At 33.4% G+C, this 25,245-nt stretch carries 17 protein-coding genes; 7 read left to right on the top strand and 10 right to left on the bottom strand.

The features are described 5' to 3' along the window. Window positions 1-6: 6 nt before the first annotated feature. Window positions 7-1,329 carry a PDZ domain-containing protein gene (locus tag BXU10_RS23930; RefSeq protein WP_078229948.1) on the bottom strand — a complete coding sequence of 441 codons (1,323 nt, stop codon included), beginning with the start codon at window positions 1,327-1,329 and terminating at the stop codon, window positions 7-9. 122 nt (window positions 1,330-1,451) lie between these two features. On the opposite strand from BXU10_RS23930, the gene BXU10_RS23925 reads away from it, so the two are divergent. The 6 genes from BXU10_RS23925 (at window position 1,452) to lgt (ending at window position 6,799) form a co-directional block, all read left to right on the top strand. After that, window positions 1,452-2,648, top strand: coding sequence for a pyridoxal phosphate-dependent aminotransferase (locus BXU10_RS23925; protein ID WP_078229974.1), 1,197 nt, complete (start codon window positions 1,452-1,454; stop codon window positions 2,646-2,648). 203 nt (window positions 2,649-2,851) lie between these two features. After that, window positions 2,852-3,523, top strand: a complete 672-nt coding sequence (folE, locus tag BXU10_RS23920; protein WP_078229947.1) for a GTP cyclohydrolase I FolE — start codon at window positions 2,852-2,854, stop codon at window positions 3,521-3,523. Window positions 3,524-3,610: 87 nt separating this feature from the next. Continuing rightward, window positions 3,611-3,940, top strand: coding sequence for a four helix bundle protein (locus BXU10_RS23915; protein ID WP_123922097.1), 330 nt, complete (start codon window positions 3,611-3,613; stop codon window positions 3,938-3,940). Window positions 3,941-4,029: 89 nt separating this feature from the next. After that, window positions 4,030-5,508 carry a cysteine--tRNA ligase gene (gene cysS, locus BXU10_RS23910; protein ID WP_078229946.1) on the top strand — a complete coding sequence of 493 codons (1,479 nt, stop codon included), beginning with the start codon at window positions 4,030-4,032 and terminating at the stop codon, window positions 5,506-5,508. A gap of 22 nt (window positions 5,509-5,530) precedes the next feature. Beyond that, window positions 5,531-5,770, top strand: a complete 240-nt coding sequence (gene yidD / locus BXU10_RS23905; protein ID WP_078229945.1) for a membrane protein insertion efficiency factor YidD — start codon at window positions 5,531-5,533, stop codon at window positions 5,768-5,770. A gap of 66 nt (window positions 5,771-5,836) precedes the next feature. Next, complete coding sequence (gene lgt / locus BXU10_RS23900; protein ID WP_078229944.1) at window positions 5,837-6,799, top strand: prolipoprotein diacylglyceryl transferase; 963 nt, start codon at window positions 5,837-5,839, stop codon at window positions 6,797-6,799. A gap of 484 nt (window positions 6,800-7,283) precedes the next feature. Here the strand turns inward: lgt and secDF are convergent, their stop codons facing one another. The 6 genes from secDF to BXU10_RS23865 form a co-directional block, all read right to left on the bottom strand. Next, the gene (gene secDF, locus BXU10_RS23895; RefSeq protein ID WP_078229943.1) at window positions 7,284-10,259 is read right to left on the bottom strand and encodes a protein translocase subunit SecDF; all 2,976 of its coding nucleotides are present in this window, start codon (window positions 10,257-10,259) and stop codon (window positions 7,284-7,286) included. Window positions 10,260-10,484: 225 nt separating this feature from the next. Next, a complete protein-coding gene (mdh, locus tag BXU10_RS23890; RefSeq protein WP_078229942.1) occupies window positions 10,485-11,420 on the bottom strand; it encodes a malate dehydrogenase in 936 nt (311 codons plus the stop codon). Window positions 11,421-11,527: 107 nt separating this feature from the next. Then, on the bottom strand, window positions 11,528-13,468 hold the full coding sequence (gene gyrB / locus BXU10_RS23885; RefSeq protein ID WP_078229941.1) for a DNA topoisomerase (ATP-hydrolyzing) subunit B: 1,941 nt from the start codon (window positions 13,466-13,468) through the stop codon (window positions 11,528-11,530). Between the two features lie 282 nt (window positions 13,469-13,750). Then, complete coding sequence (gene asnB / locus BXU10_RS23880) at window positions 13,751-15,367, bottom strand: asparagine synthase B (protein WP_078229940.1); 1,617 nt, start codon at window positions 15,365-15,367, stop codon at window positions 13,751-13,753. Window positions 15,368-15,575: 208 nt separating this feature from the next. Then, window positions 15,576-17,249 (bottom strand): asparagine synthase B, encoded by a 1,674-nt coding sequence (asnB, locus tag BXU10_RS23875; protein WP_078229973.1) that lies wholly within the window; start codon window positions 17,247-17,249, stop codon window positions 15,576-15,578. Between the two features lie 532 nt (window positions 17,250-17,781). Next, window positions 17,782-18,231, bottom strand: a complete 450-nt coding sequence (locus BXU10_RS23865) for a hypothetical protein (RefSeq protein ID WP_078229938.1) — start codon at window positions 18,229-18,231, stop codon at window positions 17,782-17,784. Between the two features lie 191 nt (window positions 18,232-18,422). On the opposite strand from BXU10_RS23865, the gene BXU10_RS23860 reads away from it, so the two are divergent. Continuing rightward, window positions 18,423-18,968, top strand: coding sequence for a DUF2911 domain-containing protein (locus tag BXU10_RS23860; RefSeq protein ID WP_078229937.1), 546 nt, complete (start codon window positions 18,423-18,425; stop codon window positions 18,966-18,968). A gap of 68 nt (window positions 18,969-19,036) precedes the next feature. Here BXU10_RS23860 and BXU10_RS23855 read toward each other — a convergent pair whose 3' ends face one another. The 3 genes from BXU10_RS23855 to BXU10_RS23845 form a co-directional block, all read right to left on the bottom strand. Beyond that, window positions 19,037-20,791 (bottom strand): TonB-dependent receptor, encoded by a 1,755-nt coding sequence (locus tag BXU10_RS23855; RefSeq protein WP_078229936.1) that lies wholly within the window; start codon window positions 20,789-20,791, stop codon window positions 19,037-19,039. 130 nt (window positions 20,792-20,921) lie between these two features. Beyond that, window positions 20,922-21,785, bottom strand: a complete 864-nt coding sequence (locus tag BXU10_RS23850) for a PhzF family phenazine biosynthesis protein (protein ID WP_078229935.1) — start codon at window positions 21,783-21,785, stop codon at window positions 20,922-20,924. 94 nt (window positions 21,786-21,879) lie between these two features. After that, window positions 21,880-24,894 (bottom strand): tetratricopeptide repeat protein, encoded by a 3,015-nt coding sequence (locus tag BXU10_RS23845; RefSeq protein WP_078229934.1) that lies wholly within the window; start codon window positions 24,892-24,894, stop codon window positions 21,880-21,882. Between the last annotated feature and the right edge of the window lie 351 nt (window positions 24,895-25,245).

Below are 25,245 nucleotides of genomic sequence, written 5' to 3'. Positions count from 1 at the left end.
AAAAAACTACAATTCATCTTCTAATCGAAACCGAAACTTTAACAATATACTATTTCGTTCAATTTCTAAATTAATCCAAATATCATCTTCTGATTTTAAAAGATTATTAATCTGTTGTAAGGTATACTTATAAGGTTTGTTTCCATTTATACTGATAATTATATCTCCTTTTAACAAACCACATTTTTCGGCAGCTGACTTTTTACGCACATTTACAATTTCATAAATAGGCTTTAATTGAAATTTATATCTAAAATCATTTTTATTATTGCCATTATAATTTTCATCATTTGAAGTACTTACCCTAACCGTTTCTAAGTGTACCGTTTCCTGAACCCATTGCAGACCATTATGCTGGATTGAAATTCCGCTTTTATTGTAGGTGAAAGGCTCATTAAATTTGCTGTTTTTTCGCAGATACATTTTTTTATCTGCATAATCCATAACAATTGTAAACCGTTTTAAGACTTCACCACCAACAGAACCTATTCGATTGACAACCATTTTTACATTTTTTATGGAACTAGAGTCGGGAAAAGAAACAATAGGATTTTTAAAATCAAAATCAGCCAGTGAAAATTCATCTATTTTTGCCCTGTGCCCCTCAATATCACCGCTAAATCCTTTTCCTAAAAAATCCGGAAAATTCTTTTCAGGTAACTTTATTTTATCATTTTCAAAAACCCAGAATGAATCACTGTTTCCAATATCTACAAGTAATTTTGCGGGAATATTTACATTTTTCACTATTGCAGATGCCGTCAAATAAGGCTTTGATCTTTCAACGGTAATAGGGATTGCTTTAAATTTTTTATTTAAAGCAATCCTTATTTTTTCATTATTTTGGTGAACAAAAATTCTTTTCTTTTGATAATTAACCTCTACAATATTATTTTTAAAAAACTTGTACCCAATTATTCCGTTAACCGGAATTCCAATATGGGAAGACAAATTAAATCCCTGATCTAGAATAATATAAACCAAATGATTTGCAGATTTTAAACCATGTGTTTCCAGAATATTGTTAGTTGATTTTAACCCCTCTATTTCCTCCTCACTGCCAAGGCCCCGAAGTTTAATTTTTTCAATATTTTTAAAACTAACCTCTTTTTTATCATCCATGCTGAATAAAATGGTTTCATCTACACCCGAATCTAATAAAAAATTCAGTTCAATACCATTAACTTTTATTGGGATAAAAACCAGGTTATTAATCAGTTTAAAAGGAATTACAACTTTATTTTTGTGCTTGTCCATTAAAAAATCATCCTGAGCTTTTAGTGCAAAAGATGCCAAAAAACCAAAAAATAATAGAATATATTTTTTCATTGACATTTTTTTATTATAAAATTACTAAAAATATTGATTATTGTTACATTTTTATAAGTACCTGTATTGTTGACGTTAAATTCGAAAAAAAAATGCAAATTTGCACTTCAATAATAAAACTCATGCCAACAATTTCACACAAAGGCAAAAACATGCCCGAATCACCGATACGCAAGCTTGCTCCTTATGCAGATAGTGCTAAAAAGCAAGGTAAAAAAGTGTATCATTTAAACATTGGTCAACCGGATATCAAGACACCCGAAGTGGCCATCGAGGCGGTAAAAAATATTGATTTAACTCTTATTGAATACAGCCCTTCAGCGGGATATGAAAGTTATAGAAAAAAATTAGCGAAATTTTACCAACGCCAAAATGTAAATGTTAACACAGAAGACATCATTATAACTACTGGTGGTTCTGAAGCCTTACTTTTTGCACTGGCCACAATTACAGATCCTGGTGATGAAATCATTATCCCAGAACCTTTTTATGCTAATTACCATGCCTTTGCATCTTCTACAAGCGCAACTGTAGTGCCTCTTGTTTCTACAATCGAGAGCGCTTTTGCATTGCCTAGTATAGATGAAGTTGAAAAACTGATTACAACAAAAACAAAAGCGATCTTAATTTGCAATCCCGGAAATCCAACCGGTTATTTATATACTGAAGCAGAAATTAAACAATTAGCAGGCTTAATAAAAAAGCATGATTTGTATCTAATTGCTGATGAAGTTTATCGTGAGTTTTTATATGATGGAGATGATGAACATTTTTCAGTAATGAATTTGGATGATGTCCAGCAAAATGTAATCATGGTCGATTCTGTTTCAAAACGTTACAGCATGTGTGGTGCCAGAATTGGCTGTTTAGTAACAAAAAACAAGCAGGTTTTAGCAACGGTAATGAAATTTGCTCAGGCACGTTTGAGTCCACCCACAATTGAACAAATTGCTTGTGAAGCTGCTATAGATACTCCTCAAAGTTACTTTGATGAAGTAATTTCAGAATATAAAAGCCGCCGTGATACTTTGATTACTGAACTAAACAAAATTGATGGCGTAATCGTAACCAAACCTAAAGGAGCATTTTATTGCATTGCACAATTACCAATACAAAATTCTGAAGATTTTGCCCAATGGCTTTTGGAAAGTTATGATTTAAACGGACAAACTGTAATGGTTGCCCCAGCTGCCGGTTTTTATTCAACCCCGGGAATGGGATTAAATCAGGTTCGAATTGCTTATGTCTTAAACAAAGAAGATTTAATTACTGCAGTTAACATATTAAAAGAAGCACTTATCGTTTACAATAAAAAATAATAAGAGCTAATTATAAACTTGCAAAAGACAATAACTGATTAAGTTATTGTCTTTTGTGTTTTTAATAAACATACATTTGGTTTAAATTTAGATTATATCCAAAAAGGAGCAATTAAATAGTAAAAACGATAGAAAAGGTTTCCTTTTTATTAATTATCTTTACCGCCTTAAAAAGATATACCACATTATAATAGTAGTTTTTAATGATAAATAACGAAGATTTTTTAGACGAAATAGGTGACAATCACTTCAGCAGCAATGCAAAAAACCCATTAAGAGAGGATGCTTTTGATATCACTGATGAAGAAAAAATAGAAAAAATAAAAAAAGATGTTGAAAACATTCTGCAGACACTTGGAATGGATTTGACAGATGACAGCATAAAAGGTACCCCAAACCGAGTTGCAAAAATGTTTGTAAAAGAAATTTTTGGAGGTTTAAATCCTGCAAAACAACCAAAAGCCTCTACTTTTGACAATAATTACAAATACGGTGAAATGTTAGTAGAAAAAAACATTACTGTTTATTCTACCTGCGAACACCACTTATTACCAATTATCGGACGTGCTCACGTTGCTTATATATCCAGCGGAAGAGTTATTGGTCTTTCTAAAATGAACCGTATCGTAGAATATTATGCAAAAAGACCTCAGGTTCAGGAGCGTTTAACGATGCAGATTGTTCAGGAACTTCAAAATGCTTTAGGTACTGAAGATGTTGCCTGCGTTATTGATGCAAAACACCTTTGCGTAAACTCAAGAGGAATTAAAGATATCGAAAGCAGTACAGTAACATCTGAATTCGGTGGAAAATTCAAAGATCCGCAAACGAAAAGAGAATTTTTAGATTATATTAAGTTAGATACGCAATTTTAAGTTTAATCGGTAAAACGTTAATTTGTTTAATCGCTTCATTACAAGTCTAATTTTTAGATTAAACAAATTAACAATTAAATAAAAAACATGTATCTCTTTTCTTTTGAAAAATTAGAAGTCTGGCAAAATTCTCGAGTTTTTATTTTAGAAATTTATAGATTGACAATTGCATTTCCTTCTCACGAATTATTTGGAATAACCTCTCAGATAAAGAGAAGCTCTTCTTCGATTGCTACGAATATTGCTGAAGGAACATCAAGAAACACAAATAAAGACCAGGCTCATTTTTTAACAATTTCATATTCTTCAGCAATGGAAACATTAAATCATTTAATTCTTTCAAAAGATTTAAACTACATTTCAGAACAAGAATACATTCAATGTCGCGAAAAACTTGAAAAATTTGTAATCAAATAAACAATCTAAAAAAATATTATCTTTCACAAGAACAAATCCGATAATCACAATTAAACAAATTAACGATTAAACGATTAAACAGTAAAAATATGTCATTATATACATCACAACCATTAAAAATATACAACTCACTTTCGGGTGAAAAAGAAAATTTCAAACCAATCCATGAAGGAAATGTTGGAATGTATGTTTGCGGACCTACTGTTTACAGCAATGTACACTTAGGAAATGTGAGGACTTTTATGTCATTCGACGTAATTTTCAGGTATTTTCTACATTTGGATTATAAAGTACGTTATGTCCGAAACATTACAGATGTAGGACATATCGTTGATGATGTTGATGAAGGCGAGGATAAAATTGCAAAAAAAGCACGTTTAGAACAATTAGAACCAATGGAAGTCGTTCAGCGTTACACCGTTGATTTTCATGACATTCTTAAAGCTTTCAATTTTTTACCGCCAAGTATCGAACCAACTGCAACTGGACATATTATTGAACAAATTGAAATTATTAAAAAAATAATTGATACCGGAATTGGTTATGTAGCCAACGGATCAGTTTATTTTGATGTTGTCAAATATAACGAAACCAACAATTACGGAATTTTAAGCGGTAGAAATATCGAAGATATGCTAGCCAACACCCGTGATCTTGATGGGCAGTCCGACAAAAGAAATCCACAGGATTTTGCACTTTGGAAAAAAGCAGAACCAGAGCATATCATGAGATGGCCATCTCCATGGAGTGATGGTTTCCCGGGTTGGCACCTTGAATGTACTGCAATGAGCACAAAATATCTTGGAAATCATTTTGACATTCACGGTGGCGGAATGGATTTAAAATTCCCACACCACGAATGCGAAATTGCCCAAAATGAAGCCTGTACAGGTCAGTCTCCGGTAAATTACTGGATGCATGCCAACATGCTTACACTAAACGGTAAAAAAATGGCTAAATCTACCGGAAATAATATCTTACCGGGAGAAATTTTAAGTGGAGAAAATACGGTTTTAAGCAAACCGTTTTCTGCATCTGTAACGAGATTTTTTATGCTTCAGGCACATTACCGTAGTATTTTAGACTTTTCTGATGATGCCATAACTGCTGCCGAAAAAGGATACAAAAGATTAATGGAAGCACTTGATGCTTTACCTGCAATTTCTACAGGCAATTTAAGTTCTATTGATTTCAATAAATGGAAACAATTATGCTACGATGCAATGAATGATGACTTCAATACTCCTATTTTAATTGCACAATTATTTGAAGGAGTTCGTTATATTAATTTACTCAAAGAAGACAAAGAGACCATTTCTGCCGAAGATTTAAAATCATTTTCAACGGCAATCAATGCTTTCGTTTTTGATGTTTTAGGATTAAGTGATGAAAAGGCTGCCGACAGTAATAATGACAAATTAGAAGGTGTTGTAAACATGCTTATCGGAATGAGAAATCAGGCAAGAGCTGATAAAAACTTCGCTCTTTCTGATCAAATCAGAGATCAGTTAATTACTTTAGGCATTCAATTAAAAGATGGGAAAGAGGGCACCAGCTTTTCGATATAAACCAATTCATTCCTAATAAATCATGAAAGTCATAACTCCATTTGTTTTATTAGTACGCTTTTATCAAAATGCTATTTCGCCATTTACACCCTCGTCATGTCGATTTGAACCAACATGTTCAAGCTATATGATTGAAGCCTTGCAAAAACACGGATTATTTTATGGCGGATACTTAGGAATAAAGCGTATTTTGAGTTGCCATCCTTGGGGAAGAACAGGCTACGATCCTGTTCCGGAAAAGAAATGTTCGCACAAACATTAACTTTTAATAAAGACTTACTCTGCTTTAAATATTTATTTTTACTGTATCTAAAAATTATAATACTACATGACACACGCTTTAAACATCGTTTGGAATCCTTCAGAAGGAATCGATTTAGGATTTTTTATGATTCGCTACTACAGCTTAATGTTCGTAATTGCTTTTGTTTTAGGTTGGTTCCTGATGAAAAAGATTTTCGAACGCGAAAACGAATCAATTGACAAACTGGATTCATTATTTGTCTGGACCGTTTTAGCAACTTTGATTGGCGCCCGCTTGGGACAAGTTCTTTTTTACGATGAAGATAATTATTTCAGAAACCATCCTTTAGAGATGTTTTTACCAATTAGGGAAAATAACGGATCTACACTTTTCGGTTTCATCAATGGCTGGGAGTTTGTAGGTTTTCAAGGTTTAGCTAGTCATGGTGCAGCAATTGCAATTATTATTGCCATGTACCTTTACAATAAAAAAATATTACACCGCTCTGTTTTATGGATTTTAGACAGAATTGTTATTCCTGTTGCCAGTGGTGCAGTATTAGTACGTATCGGAAACTTTATGAATTCTGAAATCATAGGTAACGAAACTACTTCCTCGTTCGGAATTCGTTTTCTTCACGATAAAATCAGCAAAGCGAAAGCTGTAAAAGCTACTGGAATTGCAAATCCAAAAGACGCATATACGACCATTGCAACTGATCCAAAATTTGCTGATTTATTAGCTGAGGTTCCTGCAAAGCATCCAACACAATTGTATGAAGCGTTTTGTTACATTTTTGTATTTGCTACCTTATACTTTCTATATTGGAAAACAAATGCGAGACTTAAATCAGGCTACTTATTCGGATTATTTTTAGTTCTTTTATTTGTGGTAAGGTTCATAGTAGAATTTGTAAAAGAAAGCCAAGGAGGTTTTGAAAGTACATTAGGTTATTTCTCAACCGGACAATGGCTAAGTATTCCATTTATAATTATTGGACTTTTCTTCATCATTAGAGCACAAAGAAACCCTATAGCAACATCTTAAACAAATAATTCAATATAAAAAATGCTCAATACGTTTTAGTGTATTGGGCATTTTTTTGTTTCATACCTAACGTAACATTCTCCAATATCTAATTAATTATTAGTAACCCTCTTAATTCTTATCTTTAAAAGCAGAAATTATCGCATATAATAACTTTCTGTCCTGCTGTTCGCTATATCTTTTTCCGGTTAAAGAAAACCAAAAAAAGGATACCGCTCCCATCAGGGCTAAATTAGAAATTTCCTTTTCAAAAAACCTGACTGTAAGTATGTACAAAGCATCAAACCTTTTAAAAAATCTTTTGATACAAATAAACTCGAACGCAAATACATAAACAAGTAGTTACTAACTTCTTTACTAAGAAATCAGAATTATTGATTCTTATTTTTTTTAGTACAATCCATTTTTTCTCTTATAAAAAAATTACGAAAAAAAAAAAAAAATCCAACGAAAGTTGGATCTTTTTATAATTTAAAACTTGTAATTATTCTTTAGTATTATGTTTGTCTTCGATTGTATGTTTCTCATCTTTAGAAATTGTATCAACCAATACTGGTGTAGCGATAAATAACGAAGAGTAAGTTCCTACCACAATACCTACTAACATTGCAAAGATAAATCCTCTAATTGACTCTCCACCAAAGATAAACATCGTTAACAACACAATAATCATCATTAATGAAGTATTCAATGTTCTTGATAATGTAGTATTAATAGAAGCGTTTACGATATCTTCAAAGCTACCTTTACGGTTTCCAACAATAAACTCTCTAACTCTGTCAAATACAATTACAGTATCATTCATAGAGTAACCAATAACGGTAAGAATCGCAGCGATAAAGTGTTGATCCATTTCCATGTGGAAAGGCATGAACTTATAACATAAAGAGTAGATCCCTAATACAAAGATTACGTCATGCGCTACAGCTGCAATCGCACCTAATGAATATTGCCATTTACGGAAAGAAACCATTAAGTAAAGGAAAATTGCTGCCATCGCTCCAAGAACCGCCCAATATGAGTTTGTTTTAATATCTTCAGAGATAGAAGCTCCAACTTTAGAAGATTGTAAAACTCCAACTTTTTTACCGTCAAAAGTATTGGTAAATTTATCATAAGTCACATTAGGAAAATATTTCGCTAATGATTTATACAATATCTGATTCACTTCTTCATCAATAGCTACTCCATCTTCTTTAATTTTATATTTAGTTGTGATTTTCAATTGATCATCATCACCTAAAATTTTAGCTTCAACCGGAGTTCCAAAAGCTGCAGACAATTCATCTGAAACAACTGTAGCATCTACAGGTTTCTCAAATTTTACCTGAAAAGTTCTTCCTCCAACAAAGTCAACCCCTTCATCTAATCCATTCACGAAGAAGATCGAAATTAAACTTACTACCACTACAATTGAAGAGAAAATATAAGTGAATTTTTTGATTTTAATAAAATCAAAGTGGAAATTAGTAAACCAGTTTTTAGTAATATTTGTAGAGAAAGTTAAATCACCTTTTCCGGCAATGTTTCTGTCAATAAAAATTCTTGCAATAAAGATTGACGTAAACAATGACGTTACAATACCAATAAGTAATGTTAAAGCAAAACCTTTGATTGGTCCTGTTCCAAAAATAAACAAAATTGCTCCGGTTAAAACGTGCGTAACGTTTGCATCAATAATAGAACGCATTGCTCCATGCCATCCGTAAGAGGCAGTAACTGCTTCAGATAATGATTTACCTTCACGTAATTCTTCTTTTGCTCTTTCAAATATAATAATGTTCGCATCTACCGCAGTACCCAATGTCAATACGATACCTGCAATACCTGGTAATGTTAATACAAAACCAAAACTTGCCATAATTCCGAACAAGAAAAGTAAATTTAACAATAACGCAAGGTTAGCATACCAACCCGCTTTACCATAATAAAATACCATCCATAAACAAACTAATAAGAATCCTAATATAGATGAAATTGTTCCCGCATCAATTGCTGCCTGTCCTAAAGATGGCCCAACAACAGTCGATTGAATAATATCTGCAGAAGCTGGTAATTTACCTGCATTTAATACGTTTGCTAAATCTTTAGTTTCAGCTACATCAAAAGAACCTGTAATTTCAGATCTTCCTCCAGCAATTGGTCCGCTTGTAACTCCTGGTGCAGAATAAACTACATTATCCAAAACAATAGCAATATAGCTTTTTTGAGAAAAAGCTCTTCCTGTCAATTCTTCCCAAATTTTAGCTCCCTGACTGTTCATTTGCATAGAAACAGCTGGTTTTCCTAATTGGTCAAAAGTATCTTTTGCATCCGTAACTACACCTCCGCTCATAGCAGGAGCATTATCTCTGTTTCCTTTTAAAGCATATAATTCTACAGCTTCAATATCTTTTCCTTTAGCATCTTTTGTAGTAGTTGGTTTGCTCCACACAAATTTTGCATTGTGTTGGTCAGCAGCCAATAAAACTCTAATTTCCGGCCTTTTAAAATACTCGTTAACAATTGCAGTATCTTTTGGCGCAAAATAACCTAAAACCGGTCCACCACCCTGGCCAATCATTTTGTCAAATAATGGATTGTTTCCTTTTTTAGTATCAACTGAATCTTTAGCATCAGTCAATAAAGCATTCAATGAATCTTTAACAACAGCTTTAGTTTCTGTTTTTTTGATTTCAGTCTTTTTTAATGCTTCGTTAGAAGCTACTAAAAAGTTTCCGATTTCTTCAATTTTAAAAGTTTCCCAAAACTCTAATTGAGCTTTTCCTCCTAATAATTTTTTAATTCTGTCAACATCCTTTGCACCTGGAAGTTCAACTAAGATTCTTCCTGTTTCTCCTAATTTCTGAACATTTGGCTGAGTAACCCCAAATTTATCGATACGCTCTCTTAGTACTTTAAAAGCACTTTCAACAGACTCATCAACTTTTCTTTTAATTACTTTTTGAGCCTGAGCATCAGACATTTGAAAATCGATACCACCTTCACCCTGTAAACTTCTGTTTGCAAAAATATCTGGCGAGGCTAATTTTGTAGTTCCGTTTGAATTCGCTTCAAAAGCTTCAAAAAACTTATTTAAATAGGTTTTGTTTCCTTCTAAATTTGCACTTGCATCAGCTAATGATTTATTAAATACAGGGTTTTTAGAATTATTAGCCAATCCTTTCAAAACATCTTTTATAGAAATTTGAAGAATCACATTGATTCCTCCTTCTAAGTCAAGACCTTTATTTAATTGTTTATTTTTTACTTCATTATAAGTAAAATCAGTAAAACCAAGATTCAATACTTTTTCTTTACCAATAGAATCCAAATATTTTAATTCTTTATCAGGATTGTTTCCTGCTAAAACCTTAGCTTCACTTTTGACATTATTAGCCACAAAAGTGAAAGAAAGTTGGTAAATACTTACCAATGCAAATAGAATTGCGAAAAATTTAATAAGTCCTTTATTCTGCATTATTACTAAAAATTAATTATGTTTTATTGTTTATTTTGTTTTAAAGTCCCATAAAATAAGCCCTGACATGATTTTTAAAAACTAAAAAACTAAATCACGAATTACCACATTTTTTTTAAACCGAGCAAATATATAATTCTCGAAAAGATTAACCAATTTATTTATTAATTAATCTCAAAAAAAAGACTGCAAAAGTGCAGCCTTTTTCTTTTTTTTCGAAAATCTTTATATTAAAATCGACTTTAAGGCATCATTCATACTCCTAACCGCATCTGCACTCTTCGCAAACAGCGCTCTTTCATTCTCATTTAATTGAATGTCTAAAATTTCTTCAACTCCATTTTTACCAATTATACACGGTACTCCAATACATATATCTTTTTGCCCGTACTCTCCATCTACAAAAACAGAGCATGCTATCATTTTCTTTTGATCATTCAAAATACTATCTACCAAAAAAGCAACTGAAGCACCAGGAGCATACCAAGCTGATGTCCCTAAAAGTCCTGTAAGCGTAGCTCCTCCTACCATCGTATCGGCCGCAACTTTTTGCAATACTTCTTCTGAAAGGAATTCCGTTACCGGTATTCCATTATAAGAAGCGAGACGAGTTAACGGAATCATAGTGGTGTCACCATGGCCTCCAATTACCATTGCTGAAATATCATTTGCAGGCTTATCTAAAGCTAAAGAAAGATAGGTTCTGAAACGTGAACTGTCTAATGCTCCGCCCATACCAATTATTCTATTCTTAGGCAATCCGGTTGACTTTAAAGCTAAATAGGTCATAGTATCCATTGGATTAGAAACTACAACTATTATGGTATTAGGTGAATGCTTTAATAAATTCTCGGCAACTGTTTTTACAATTCCTGCATTAATACCAATTAATTCCTCACGAGTCATTCCCGGTTTTCTTGGAATTCCTGATGTGATTACGACTACATCACTTCCGGCAGTTTTAGAATAATCATTGGTTACACCTGATACTTTGGTATCAAAACCTGTATTAGTTGCACATTGCATAATATCCAATGCTTTACCTTCGGCAAAACCTTCTTTAATATCCAACAATACAACTTCGCTTGCTATTCCTCTATAAGAAATAACATCCGCACAAGTGGCTCCAACATTTCCTGCTCCTACAATGGTAACTTTCATATTTTATACTTTATTGGTTATTAATTAATTTGTTTATTTATAATCAAAAAATTCGTTTAATCGTTTAGTAAATTTAAACAATTAAACGAATTTACAACTAAATTTTATTAGGCATCAATGTTAGCATAAACTGCATTTTTTTCTATAAATTCTCTACGCGGCGGTACTTCATCCCCCATTAACATAGAAAAAACCCTGTCAGCTTCAGCTAAACTATCAATATTAACCTGGCGAAGAGTTCTGAAATCAGGATCCATTGTAGTTTCCCATAATTGTTCTGCATTCATCTCTCCAAGACCTTTATAACGCTGAATAGCTGCACTACCTCCCATTCTTTCATTCGCCTGATCACGCTGAACATCATTCCATGCATATTCTTTTTTATTTCCTTTTTTAACTAAATACAAAGGTGGAGCTGCAATGTAAACATGACCTTCTTCAATCAATTCTTTCATAAAACGGAAAAAGAACGTTAATATTAAGGTAGAAATGTGACTACCATCGACATCGGCATCACACATGATAATTACTTTATGGTAACGCAGTTTTGAAAGGTTCAATGCTTTACTATCCTCTTCTGTTCCCACAGTAACACCAAGCGCAGTAAAAATATTTCTAATCTCTTCGTTTTCGAACACTTTATGGTGCATTGCTTTTTCAACATTCAAAATCTTACCTCGCAAAGGTAAAATAGCCTGAAAAGCACGATCACGACCTTGCTTGGCCGTCCCACCTGCCGAGTCTCCCTCGACAAGATAAACTTCACATCTTGCAGGATCCTGCTCAGAACAATCTGAAAGTTTTCCTGGCAATCCACCACCACCCATAACGGTTTTACGTTGTACCATTTCACGTGCTTTTTTCGCAGCGTGACGGGCTTGGGCAGCCAAAATTACTTTCTGGATAATGATACGGGCATCATTTGGATTTTCTTCCAAATAATTTTCCAGCATTTCTCCTACAGCCTGAGAAACCGGAGAAACTACTTCTCTATTTCCTAACTTAGTTTTTGTTTGCCCTTCAAATTGTGGCTCGGCAACTTTTACAGAAATAATAGCTGTTAATCCTTCACGGAAGTCATCTCCCGCAATCTCGAATTTCAATTTATCCAACATCCCGGAAGCATCGGCATATTTTTTAAGGGTTCTTGTTAAACCACTTCTAAAACCTTGTAAATGCGTTCCTCCTTCGTGTGTATTAATATTATTTACGTAAGAGAAAATATTCTCTGTATAACTTGTATTATAAATCAAGGCAACTTCAACCGGAATTTCGCCTTTTTCATTATCCATACTGATAACGTGAGAAATAATTGGTTCACGGTTACCATCTAAATAACGGATATATTCTTTTAAACCCTCATCAGAATGGAAAACTTCAACTTTGAATTCGCCCTTATCATCAACTTCTCTTTTATCTGTAAAAGTGATTGTGATTCCTTTATTCAGGAAAGAAAGCTCACGCATACGTGCTGATAGAGTATCATAAGAAAACTCCGTTGTTTGAGTAAAAATAGTATTATCAGGGTAAAATGTCTGACGTGTACCTCTTTTATCTGTTTCTCCGATTTGTTTTACCGGATATAATGATTTTCCTCTTTCGTATTCCTGCTCGTAAATTTTACCGTCTCTAAAAACAGTAGACTTCATATGAACAGAAAGTGCATTTACAACTGAAACCCCAACTCCGTGCAAACCTCCGGAAACTTTATAAGAATCTTTATCGAATTTACCTCCGGCACCAATTTTAGTCATTACTACCTCAAGTGCAGAAACGCCTTCTTTTTTATGTAAATCAACCGGGATACCACGACCGTTGTCTTCAACAGTTACCGAACCGTCTTCGTTTATTGCAACACCAATAGTATCGCAATGTCCTCCCATCGCCTCATCAATAGAGTTATCCACAACTTCATAAACCAAATGGTGCAGCCCTCGAACACCCACATCTCCAATATACATCGATGGACGCATTCTTACGTGCTCCATTCCTTCTAATGCCTGAATACTATCTGCTGAATAATTGTTCTTCTTGATTTCTTCGCTCATATAATTTATTCTAAAAAAATGTAATTATTGTCTTAACACGCAAATATATAAAAACGCAATTTATATACCTCTTAAAAATACCATTTAAAGCCCTAAGTTATTAACACAATTGTCTGAAAAATCAAAATATAAATCTAAAAGCTAACTTTAAATTACAATTTCTTAAATTACAGATTCTAAAATAAGAATAGCACAAAAAACCAAAATAAGCATTAAATGTTATTTCAGTTTTTTAAATTAATTTTCAAATTCAAATTTGAAATATAAAAATAAGTTTAATTCTTAAACATTCACACCGGCTTTTGCGATTTCAGTATCTGCATTTAGATGTGCCGCATTAGCTCTCCCGCTTGGATCAAGGTTATCCTGCCATTTCGGAATCCATTTCCTTACTGTTTGTGCTGCACTGACCTGTGGATAATATTTATGAAAAATAGACCTGTACAAATATGCCTCTTTTGTTGTTGGCGAATTATACGGAAATTCTATACTCGCACCAGCCAATTGTTCATCTGAAACCTGAGAAGCACAATATTCAATTAACTGATCTACCCAATTATAACCCACTCCGTCTGAAAATTGTTCTTTTTGTCTCCATAAAATTTCTGATGGCAAGTAGGGATCTTCTGGTGTATCAAAAGCTTTTCTTAAAATATATTTTTCAACAGCTTCATATGTTTTTGGCTGTTTTTCCTCTGTTTTAATTCGGATTGCAACATCCAGGAAATCTTTATCTAAAAATGGAACTCTGAGTTCTAAACTATGCGCCATTGTCGATTTATCAGCTCTTAATATATCAGCAGTAAACAGCTTTTGAACCCTTTCGATCGTTTCCTTTTGAAACTCTTCTGAAGATGGCGCATTTCTAAAATACAAATGTCCTCCAAAAACTTCATCAGCTCCTTCTCCCGAAAGTATCACTTTTATACCTTTTTCTTTTACTGCTTTAGCGAGCAAATACATTGGCACTCCAGAACGCACTGAAATAATATCATAGGTTTCAATGTGATAAATTAATTTCTCTAGAATTTCAACTCCCTGCTCAACAGTAAAATGAATTTCATGGTGCTCTGTTCCAAGAAATTCCGCTGCTTTTCTTGCCGCAATATTATCCGGAGAATCAGCATCTAAACCTATAGAGAATGAATGTAATTTTTCTTTGCTTCCAGCTAATAATCGCGATGCAATAGCCGAAGTCAAAGATGAGTCTAAACCTCCTGAAAGCAATACTCCAACATTCACATTACCCATTAAACGTTTACGGGTAGATTCAATCAAGGATTCTCTTATCAAATCTAAATCAAGGGGTTGATTTGCATTTTCGTATTCCTCATATTCAGGTTCATAATATTTCACAAAACCCGTTTTTGCTGTATAATAATGACCTGGAGGAAATGTAGAAAACGACTTGCACTGATCCGCAATTGATTTCATTTCGGAAGAAAAATAAATTCTTCCTCTTTCGTCTAGTCCATAATACAAAGGCTTGACCCCTACAGGATCTCTTCCGGCAATATAATCATCACCATCAACAACTACAAATGCGAAATCCCCATCCAGTAAATTACAAAAATCATAACCAAATTCTTCGTATAAATGAACTATTACTTCCGAATCTGATTTTGTTTTAAATGTATGATGTTTTAAAATTCCTTCTCTTAATTCCTGATGGTTATAAATTTCTCCATTATGAACCATCCATGCACTTTTTGACCCCTGAATTGGCTGTTTACCTGAATGCAAATCCATAATAGACATCCGTTCACTAGCCAGAATGCTTCCATTTCCCATAATATGCAAATCACTATCATCAACCCCTCGATGCGACATTCTTTTAGAAAGTTCTTTTACGAGTTGCGGGTCTTTTCCTTTACCTATAACGGCTAATATCCCACCCATACTATTCTGTTTTAATTATGTATTTATTCCTGACTTGATTCTGCAAAATTTCTTCTTTCGGCGAAAGCCAAATATAAAAAATTCAAATAAACATTTAACCTGCAAATAATTAAACTCACAAAAAAACGTTTTAAACAAGTTTTATAAACCAAGAAAACGCCCTCAGAGAGAACGTTTTCTGTACTATTAAGTTCTAAATTAAACTTTATTATTTTTGATAAGCATCATCGTGTACACTTGCAACCGCTCTTCCAGATGGGTCATTCATGTTTTTGAAAGCCTCATCCCACTCCAAAGCAATTTTTGTACTACAAGCGACACTTGCTTCCTGAGGCACGCATAATGCCGCTGCATCACTTGGAAAATGTTCTGTAAAAATGGAACGATAGTAGTATTCTTCTTTTGAAGTTGGTGTTTGTAATGGAAATTTAAATCTCGCATTTGCTAATTGCTCGTCTGAAACTGCTTCTGCTACCACTTCTTTCAAAGTATCAATCCAGCTGTAACCTACTCCATCAGAAAATTGTTCTTTTTGTCTCCATGCTACACTTTCCGGCAACATATCTTCGAAAGCTTTACGAACAACCCATTTTTCCATTGGATGTTCTTTGTTGATCATTTTATCCTGAGGGTTGATGCGCATGGCAACATCCATAAATTCTTTGTCTAAGAAAGGTACACGACCTTCGATTCCCCAGGCAGCTAAACTTTTGTTCGCTCTTAAACAATCGTACATGTGTAATTTACCTAGTTTACGAACGTTTTCTTCGTGGAATTCTCTTGCGTTTGGCGCTTTGTGGAAGTATAAATACCCTCCAAACAACTCATCTGCTCCTTCTCCAGAAAGTACCATCTTGATTCCCATTGACTTAATAACTCTTGCCATTAACCACATTGGAGTCGAAGCTCTTACCGTAGTCACATCATACGTTTCAAGGTTGTAAATCACATCACGAACAGCATCTAAACCTTCCTGAATTGTAAATTTAATTTCGTGGTGAATTGTCCCGATATGTTTTGCGACAACCTGAGCAGCTGCTAAATCAGGAGAACCTTCAAGTCCAACAGAAAAAGAGTGCAATTGCGGATACCACGCATCAGTAGTGTCATCAGACTCAATACGTTTTTGTGCATATTTTTTGGCTACAGCCGAAGTAATAGAGGAATCCAAACCTCCTGAAAGCAATACTCCGTAAGGAACGTCACTCATTAATTGTCTGTGAACTGCTGCTTCTAAAGCTTCCTTAATAGCAGGAATACTCGTTTCGTTATCTTTTACAGCATCATACTCTGTCCAGTCTCTTTTGTACCATTGTACAAATTCACCGTCTTTGCTTGTCATATAATGTCCCGGAGGGAATAATTCAATTTTTGTACAATATCCTTCTAAAGCTTTCAATTCTGAAGCTACATAGAAAGTTCCATCTTGATCCCAACCGATGTACAATGGAATAATTCCCATGTGGTCACGAGCAATAAAGTATTCGTCTTTCTCAACATCATAAATTGCAAATCCGAAGATACCATTCATTTCATCCACAAAATGAGGTCCTTTTTCTTTGTAAAGAGCCAGAATAACTTCGCAGTCACTTTCAGTCTGAAAGTTATATTTTCCTTCAAATTGTTTACGCAATTCTCTGTGGTTGTAGATTTCGCCATTTGCAGCCAAAACCAATTTTTTATCTTCAGTAAATAACGGTTGTTTTCCAGAAGCAGGATCAACAATTGCCAAACGCTCATGCGAAAGAATGGCTTTATCATTGCTATATATCCCGCTCCAGTCCGGTCCGCGGTGACGAATGATTTTAGACATTTCTAATACTTGAGGTCTTAAGGTTTCGGCTTTTTGCTTTAAGTCAAAGGCACATACAATTCCACACATAATTTTATATTTTTTTTCTTTTAATTTTATTTTGATAGGGCAAAGATGAAGTATTAGTTGCAATTGAAAAACACAAATAGCAATATCAATTACAAATAACAATCAAAACAATCAATTTACATACTAAATGTAAAATTTTAATATATAAAAAAGCTCTGAACTTGAAATTTTTAATTTTAAACTTAAATTAAGACACAAAACACAGGGTTTCGAAAATGTTCTTGAATTAAATTTAGTCATTTAAAAAAAACATTAAAATATCCCAAAAGAGAATAATCAAAAATACCTAAAGAATGCTTTTATAACATTTAAATCATTCGAATTATTATGGAAGTGATTTAAAAAAGTAAACAATTCCAATGATTATTAACATTATTATCATCATCCAGTTTTTAAAATTCCCTGCTTGTATCTGAAACTTATACAGCTTATTGTTTTCAGTAACATCTTTGTGCCAAAGTTTATGAAGTTTATAAAAAGCAAAAGCAGCTACAAATAAAGAAAAGCTACATATTAAAAAAAGATAGTCCATTTAATTAATTTCTTCAATCAAATACTTTGTTCCGTTAATCTCAAAAGTAAACCCAACTTTATTGCCCATTAAATGATTCCCTAAAGGCGATTGCGGAGAAAGCGCAATAACGTTTATTCCGTCAATTGTAATTTTAGGTAACGCTACACTTACATACAAATAGATTCCATTTGCTTTTACCAAACTTCCTGAAACAATATTTTCTGTTGTTTTCGTGGAATCAATTTTATCTAAAACTGCTTTCTGGGCTATTGCTTCTTTTAATTTATTAGTTAGTTTTTCCTGCTCGATATGCATCATCGACAAAGCTGTTTCATGTTTGTCTCCGGCAGAACCTTTGGCATCATTTTTAGAATCTTCGGTCAGGCTTGAAATCATATCCCTGAAAACATCTATCCTGTCCTGAACCATTTGTAAATAGTGAGAATGTATTTTTTTCTTGAAAGTCATTTTTTTTAAAGATACTGAGGTTTTAATTCACAAAGATGCAAAGCTTTTTTACAGCCGCAAAACATGTTTCATTTATTTTTCAGTCTCAGATTATACCGACCTTCTTCAGGGGATAAAAAAATTAACACGATGTTTTTTATTTTCTGACAAACAATCTATAATTTTAACACTCATTAATTTTAAATATCAATATGAAAAAATCAACACTTATCACGACAATTGCTTTTGCAGTTACAATGCTTTTATCATCAAATGTGAATGCTCAAAAATTTCCTGATTTAGACAAAAGCCCGATGGATGCGGCATCTTATCCAAATGACTATAAAGTAAGTGCTAAAATTGCTAAAATTACCTACAGCAGACCTCAGTTAAAAGGGAGAAGTGTAAGTGAATTGGCTCCAAATGGAAAAGTTTGGAGAACAGGAGCAAATGAAGCTGCAGAAATTACATTTTACAAAGATGTAAAATTAGGTGACACTAAAATCAAAGCAGGAACATATACCTTCTTTACTATTCCTGAAAAAGATTCTTATACTGTTATTCTCAACAAAGATCTGAATGCTTGGGGTTCTTATACCTACAAAGCCGAAAATGATGTAGCAAGATTAAAAGTACCGGTAACTGAAGGAACTGACTCTTTGGAAGCTTTCTCAATGGTTTTTACAAAAGCAGACAAAGGAATTGTTTTAAACCTAGGCTGGGATAAAGTAAGAGTAGCGGTTCCTTTTACAGAATAACAACTACTGGAATTCAAAAAAAATAGCTTCCTGATTTGGAAGCTATTTTTTTTATATAATGAATTCTCTTAAAAATCAAATTTGTAATTCGCACCGCCCAATACCTGAAATCCTTGTACCGGATAATTCAGCCATTTTTCATAAGCCTGATTTCCAATGTTATTTAATTTTAAAAAGAAAGTCAGACGTTCACTGAATTTATATCCTAAATGGGCATTGGCATCAAAATAGCTTTTTAAAGTAACCAATTCCGGATCAGTCGTCAAATCTAAATTAGCCTGCATGTCTTTACGTTCACCCACATAAAAAACATTCAATCCAGCATACCATTGTTTGGTAATATTTACATCCAGATTAGAACTTAATTTTATTGTTGGCAAGTTCCAGGCTTCTGCTGGCGCATCAGTTTTATAACTATTAAAAGTTCCGTTGATTCCAAAAGTAACATTTTCAGAGAAATCTGCTTTTAATTCTGCATAGAAACGAAATGTTCTGATGTCTTCATAAACCACTCCAAAAGAGTTTCCGTAAGCGTAACTCTCGTTTGAAAAATCTTCTGTGTAATCATTGCTTTTAAACAAAGCCTTGTTTTTTTCATTCAGATAAGAACCTGTCAGATTATAGCTTACATTGTTCGCTAATTTCCCTTTCAAACCTGCAAAAACATTGTATTGAGTACTTGATGGCGTCATATTTAATGTTGGTGATAAAAACGGATTTTCGTTTACAAAATCAGCGTATGAATTCTGATTTAAAGTTCCATTTACTCCCGTGTAGAAAATCATTAAATCTCCAACCAATTTATACGAAGCATTTACTTTTGGGTAGATATAAAACTTGTTTCCACTATTTTCAGAATCCAATGCATAATATAATCCTGCTCCTAATTCTAAAGTCCAGTCGTTTTCATTTACCACAAAACTTGGCTCAATTCCAAAATTGGTCAAACTATATTTTACAGCATCAGTATTGGTTTTGAAATAATTATTTTCGAAACTTCCGCTTACGTGGTCTATAACTACATTCGTATTAATTGAATGATCCATTACATCAACTTTAAAAGTAGGTTTCAGGTAAAAACGATTTTCTGAAGAAGAAAAACTATCTGAAAAGTGTGTGAATTTTGTTGCTATTTTGCTAAAAACACTTTCATTGAATTCAAAATTCCCGCCGACTGAAATTGTGTTATATGTATGTCCCGGGTTTATTTTGTTTATTAAATCAAAACGATCCTGAGGAAGCAAAGACGCACCAAAATCTTTTGGAAGACCGTACCAGTTGTAAATTTGATTTTGATATCCTAACTCCACATTCCATGACATATCTCTGTTGTTTTGACCATAACCAACATTTAATGCCGTGTCATAAAATTCATCATTCAAAAGCACATCTTTAATTCCGCCTTGTGACGAATGATGACGTAACATTCCAGATACAAAATCGTTATTTCCCAAATCCTGATTCACAAATAATTCAGCGTTCAGTGTGCTGTAATTCCCTAATCCAACAGTTGCATAATTATTAAACAGACGCTCCTGTTTTGATTTCTCAACATTTACCGCTTTCCCTTTTGAAGGCGTAAAAGTAGAAGCTACAGGAACTGATAAAATACTATATTTAATAGTTTCTTTTGGCTGATTCCCTTCATCGTCCAGCGAAGGAGTTTCCTTTACTTTATTAGCATCTGATATCGTTGGTGAATACGGTTTTACCACGTTTACCGTTTCTGTTCCAATGTTTTCATTTTTCTTTTGGGCAAATGAAAGCTGAAAAACAAACAGCAAAATCAAAATGATGGTTTTATTCTGGAAATTAATTTTCATATTTTATACTTTTTTGTAAAATGTATTCTGTGAAGTGTAAAATGTAAACTTTAAAAATAGTTCTCAGGTAACATTTCACTTTTCACTTTCACAATTATCTAATTTTATAATTCTTAAATTTTCTAAATTATCAGGCTTCCCATTCACCTTTAGCTACAAACTGGGCTTTTCCTCCTATTTTAATATCAAAATCATTTTCGGTTAATTTCCCTTTAAAATGAATTTGAGAAGGACGGCCGATATAATCTCCCTGATAATTGATTAATTCTAATTCTAGTTTATGATTTTTTAAGAGATAAGCCTGTAAACAGGTACTTGCACTTCCTGTAGCCGCATCTTCAACTAACTGATTGTGTTCGATATACAACATTCTGCTAAATAGTTCTGAACCTTCCAAATAATAAAAATACAACCCTTGGTGAGCTGTTTTACAATTGTTTTTCAGCCATTTATCGGTTTTGTCTTTATCTAAAACCAAATTTCCCAGGGCTCTTTTGCTGCTTAATCCAACCATAATAAAAGCACTTCCGGTTGTCACTTCCTGAATTGGAAATTGATTCTCAAAATCGCTGACTTTTAAATTACTGAACAATGTAAAATCTTCTTTCGAAAAAACATCCCAAAATTTCGGCTGCGCAGCTTTTAACCAAATCAAATCCTGAGATTGGTTAATAGCTATTGGCCCAATCGGTACATTTAACTTTATATTTTCAGGCGAATTTTCAAATATTTTATTCATCAAAACCCACGAAGTTCCAATTATTGGATGACCCGCGAACTGCATTTCATGAGCAGGTGTAAATATTTTAATTTCTGCTTTATTATTTTCTTTATCAAGCTTTGTAACAAAAGTGCTTTCTGCAAAATTAATTTCGCGGGCAATCTTTTGCATTTCTTCTGAACTTAAATTTCCGGCATCTAAAAAAACAGCCAATTGATTCCCGGCATATTTTTTATCTGTAAAAACATCAACTATATAAAAGGGTAAACTCATTTTTTTTCTTTTTTAGAATCAAGAGTAAAGAACAAAGAATATAGACTTCCAATCTTTGCTTCTATCTATATTCTATTCTCTTTGTTCTTGACTCTTATTTGGTGATAGACGAATTGGTTTTAGACTCTTCCAATTTGATTGCGGTTAACTCTCTTTTTGCTTCTTCAACAACATCCGGATAATCTGTAAAATTGTTGATTACGTTATCCAAAATATACGTTGCCTGATAACTGTCTTTTAAACCGTAGAAATTTTTCGCCATTAAAACTAAACCCTTCGCACCATAATATTTATAAGCTGAATAATTTTTTGCCAGTTTTTGAACTGCTGCATTCGATACGTCGAATTTGCCTTCTTTTGTTTTAAAATAAGCATCATAATACAAAGCCTCTGCTGCCAGTTCTCCTTTTGATGTTGCTGACAATTTTGCGTAAGCGGCTTTTGCTTTGTCTTCGTCACCTGTTTGCATTGCTGCTCTTGCTACAATAATTTGTGCATCAGCTTTTACGTTTGCATCTGCTTTAGAATTTTGCAGTACCTTATCGGCATATGTAACTGAGTTACTATAATCTTTTTTATCGTAGTAACATTTCATCAAATTAGCCTGAGCAAAGTTTTGATTCTGAGCCGAATCAGATTCTTCGCTTAAGCGAACTAAAACCGGAATTGCCTTATCACAATCTTTTGCTTTCAGAAAAATCTGAGCCAGTTTATTTAGTGACTGCTCAGTAAATTCATTTCTTGGCTGCGCGGTTACATATTGATAGTTTGCAACCGACTTCGTTTCTGAACCTTCTGTATAAAGTAATTGTGCCAGATAAAAATTAGCTTCCAAAGAATGTAAGCCTGATGGAAATTTACTCACATACCCTGTAAAACCAATGATTGCCTGTTTATTGTTACTTTGACTGTATTGTTTGAAAGCAGCATCATAAGTATCATTATCCAATTCTGCATCTGTTACCGAAACAAAATCCAGCGTTCGAACCCAGGTAGCATATTCATCTACTTTTCCGGAATCGACATAAATCAATCGGGCTGTAGAAACTGCTTCGAGAGCTTCAGGAGTTTTTGGGAACTCAGCAGCTACTTTTTTGAATTTTGTCAAAGCTTGTTCGTCGCGATCTGAATTGTAATAAATCAAACCTTGTCTCAAAATTGATTTTGAAGTAAACAAACCATTATTATATTCTGAAATAAGCTGATCGTAGGTTTTAATAGCCTGGTCATTCTTTTTGTCTGCTACATACGTATTTGCTAATTCGAACAAAACATCATCACGATATTCTGATTTTTTATACATCTGAAGGAAATTATTGAGCTCATCAATTTTCTTGTCGTTTCTGGACATGAACCCATATGAAATCGCTTTTTGAAATTGTGCATAATCGGCATCCACACCTTTTGCACTGATTGCTTTTCCGTATGCTTCCATTGCCTGGGCATATTTAGAAGTTACAAATCGGCAATCTCCCAAACGCAAATATGAATCGTTCAGACGAACTTTATCACCCGGAGCATTATCAATTTGAGCCTGAAATGAATTTCCTGCCTGATCATATTCTTTCAGTTTAAAATACGTGTATCCAATGTTATAATTGATATTTTTATATTCGTCAGTTGTTTTTGCAGCAGCTAAACCTGCGAATTGTTTGTAACTCAATAATGCATTTCTAAAATCATCCGTTACGTATTCAGATTCTGCTTTCCAGAAAGTCGCACGGGCAGTAAATTCTGGGTTCTTTTGTTCTTTAACAGCACCATTGAGCATTTTTAAAGCCTCAGCATAATTAGATTCGTTGTATAATTCTAAACCTCTGTAAAAAAGCACTTTTTGATAGGCCAATTTATTTTCCGGAGTTCTGTTTTTCTCCAGTAACACCAAAGCTTCTTTGTAATTTTTAGTCGAAATATAAGAATCAACCAATAGTTTTTCTACTTCAGAACGGCTAGAATTGTTTGGATATTTTTTTAAGAAATCAAGCAAAATACCAGGAACAGTTTGATACGCATTCCCAATTTCGTAACTTAATTTTGCATAATTTAAAGCAGCATCTTCCTGAATTTGGGCATTAAAATCCATTTCAGAAGCATTTTTAAACGCATTCAAAGCTTCTTGTTTTTTACCTGTGTTAAGATAAGCCAAGCCCAAATGATAATAGGCATTCTGCGCAACAAAATCTTTTCCTTCGATTATTTTATTGAACTGGGAAATTGCCTTTTCATAGTCTTTTTGTTCGTAATAAGCATAGCCTAATTGGTAGAAATCGGTATTATTCCATTTTCCTTTTCGTCCTGCATATTGCTCTAAAAACGGAGTCGCTATGCCGTATTGTTTTAAATTGAAATAACTTTCTCCGATAATTTTATTTAATTCTGATTTTTCAACAGCATTTGATTTAGCCATTGCAGCTTGTCCTAATTCAATTGCTTTTTGAAAATCCCCCAGTTTAAAATTCATATCAGCCTGAAAATACGAAAGCTTTTCCTTGTATTTTTCTTCGCCGGAAACCTCGTCAAAATACTTGGTAGCTTCTTTGTAATCATCGCCTTCATAAGCCATAAAACCTAAATAATATTTGGCTTGCGAACCAAACTCTTCTGAATTTACTACTTTGTTAAAATACGTTGTGGCTTCTTTTTTCTTTTTGGCATTGAAATAACTATACCCTTTTTGGAAATTAAACTTATCCAAATCAGATTTACTCATGTAACTTTCGTCAACCTTGTCAAACCATTGTAATGCTTGTGGATAATCTGCCTGTTCGAAGAAATAATGAGCAACCTCAATATAAGCCTTATTTTGTTTGGTACTTGTTGGATAATCTTCAACAAATTTTTCCATTAATTCGTCAGCATTTGACTGATTGGTTCTTATGGCACAATTGGCAATATAATAAGCACAATCTGATTTAATTTCTTCTGTCGTGGCCTGATTTTTTACATATTCAAAAATATGTTGAGCCGAGGCATATTGTTTGTCATTATATAAAGTCAGTGCTTTATCAAAATCCTTTAAGTCGTAGGTATATATAGCTGATTTTTGTGCCGAAACCATAGCCGAAAAAAGGACTAATGGTATTAAAAAGAACCAGGAAAGTTTACGCATTTTTATTATGTTTAGTATTCAAATGTATCATTTTATACCGTTTATAACGAAACGTTTTGCGCTTTTATTATCAACAAAAATTCTAACTGATGTGATTTAACAGCTTCTTAAGACTTAAAATATTGGTTCTCAAAATTCTTTAAAAACAGAAACTGTATGATTCCCTTAAGGTTATTTATTACAATCCGATCTTTGAAAAACAAAATACGATGATTACCGGAGATCGCATTAAGGATGGAAGCGGCATCCTTTTTGCGGCTCCTTTAGCCGGAAAAAGATATAGCGGACAGCCTGACCCGCTTTTTCTGCGGGGAATGCCCAAAAATTCCAATAAGTTATCTTACCTTACAT

The sequence above is a fragment of the Flavobacterium sp. LM4 genome (genome assembly GCF_002017935.1).
In the GTDB taxonomy this organism is placed as follows: domain Bacteria; phylum Bacteroidota; class Bacteroidia; order Flavobacteriales; family Flavobacteriaceae; genus Flavobacterium; species Flavobacterium chungangense.
Note: the sequence above shows the minus strand (reverse complement) of the source record. Positions and strands in the feature narration are given on the sequence as shown.

What these genes read in the sequence shown, in the direction of transcription:
- BXU10_RS23930 (WP_078229948.1), bottom strand. Translation starts at nt 1,329, where the DNA reads ATGAAAAAATATATTCTATTATTTTTTGGTTTTTTGGCATCTTTTGCA.
- BXU10_RS23925 (WP_078229974.1), top strand. Translation starts at nt 1,452, where the DNA reads ATGCCAACAATTTCACACAAAGGCAAAAACATGCCCGAATCACCGATA.
- folE (WP_078229947.1), top strand. Translation starts at nt 2,852, where the DNA reads ATGATAAATAACGAAGATTTTTTAGACGAAATAGGTGACAATCACTTC.
- BXU10_RS23915 (WP_123922097.1), top strand. Translation starts at nt 3,611, where the DNA reads ATGTATCTCTTTTCTTTTGAAAAATTAGAAGTCTGGCAAAATTCTCGA.
- cysS (WP_078229946.1), top strand. Translation starts at nt 4,030, where the DNA reads ATGTCATTATATACATCACAACCATTAAAAATATACAACTCACTTTCG.
- yidD (WP_078229945.1), top strand. Translation starts at nt 5,531, where the DNA reads ATGAAAGTCATAACTCCATTTGTTTTATTAGTACGCTTTTATCAAAAT.
- lgt (WP_078229944.1), top strand. Translation starts at nt 5,837, where the DNA reads ATGACACACGCTTTAAACATCGTTTGGAATCCTTCAGAAGGAATCGAT.
- secDF (WP_078229943.1), bottom strand. Translation starts at nt 10,259, where the DNA reads ATGCAGAATAAAGGACTTATTAAATTTTTCGCAATTCTATTTGCATTG.
- mdh (WP_078229942.1), bottom strand. Translation starts at nt 11,420, where the DNA reads ATGAAAGTTACCATTGTAGGAGCAGGAAATGTTGGAGCCACTTGTGCG.
- gyrB (WP_078229941.1), bottom strand. Translation starts at nt 13,468, where the DNA reads ATGAGCGAAGAAATCAAGAAGAACAATTATTCAGCAGATAGTATTCAG.
- asnB (WP_078229940.1), bottom strand. Translation starts at nt 15,367, where the DNA reads ATGGGTGGGATATTAGCCGTTATAGGTAAAGGAAAAGACCCGCAACTC.
- asnB (WP_078229973.1), bottom strand. Translation starts at nt 17,249, where the DNA reads ATGTGTGGAATTGTATGTGCCTTTGACTTAAAGCAAAAAGCCGAAACC.
- BXU10_RS23865 (WP_078229938.1), bottom strand. Translation starts at nt 18,231, where the DNA reads ATGACTTTCAAGAAAAAAATACATTCTCACTATTTACAAATGGTTCAG.
- BXU10_RS23860 (WP_078229937.1), top strand. Translation starts at nt 18,423, where the DNA reads ATGAAAAAATCAACACTTATCACGACAATTGCTTTTGCAGTTACAATG.
- BXU10_RS23855 (WP_078229936.1), bottom strand. Translation starts at nt 20,791, where the DNA reads ATGAAAATTAATTTCCAGAATAAAACCATCATTTTGATTTTGCTGTTT.
- BXU10_RS23850 (WP_078229935.1), bottom strand. Translation starts at nt 21,785, where the DNA reads ATGAGTTTACCCTTTTATATAGTTGATGTTTTTACAGATAAAAAATAT.
- BXU10_RS23845 (WP_078229934.1), bottom strand. Translation starts at nt 24,894, where the DNA reads ATGCGTAAACTTTCCTGGTTCTTTTTAATACCATTAGTCCTTTTTTCG.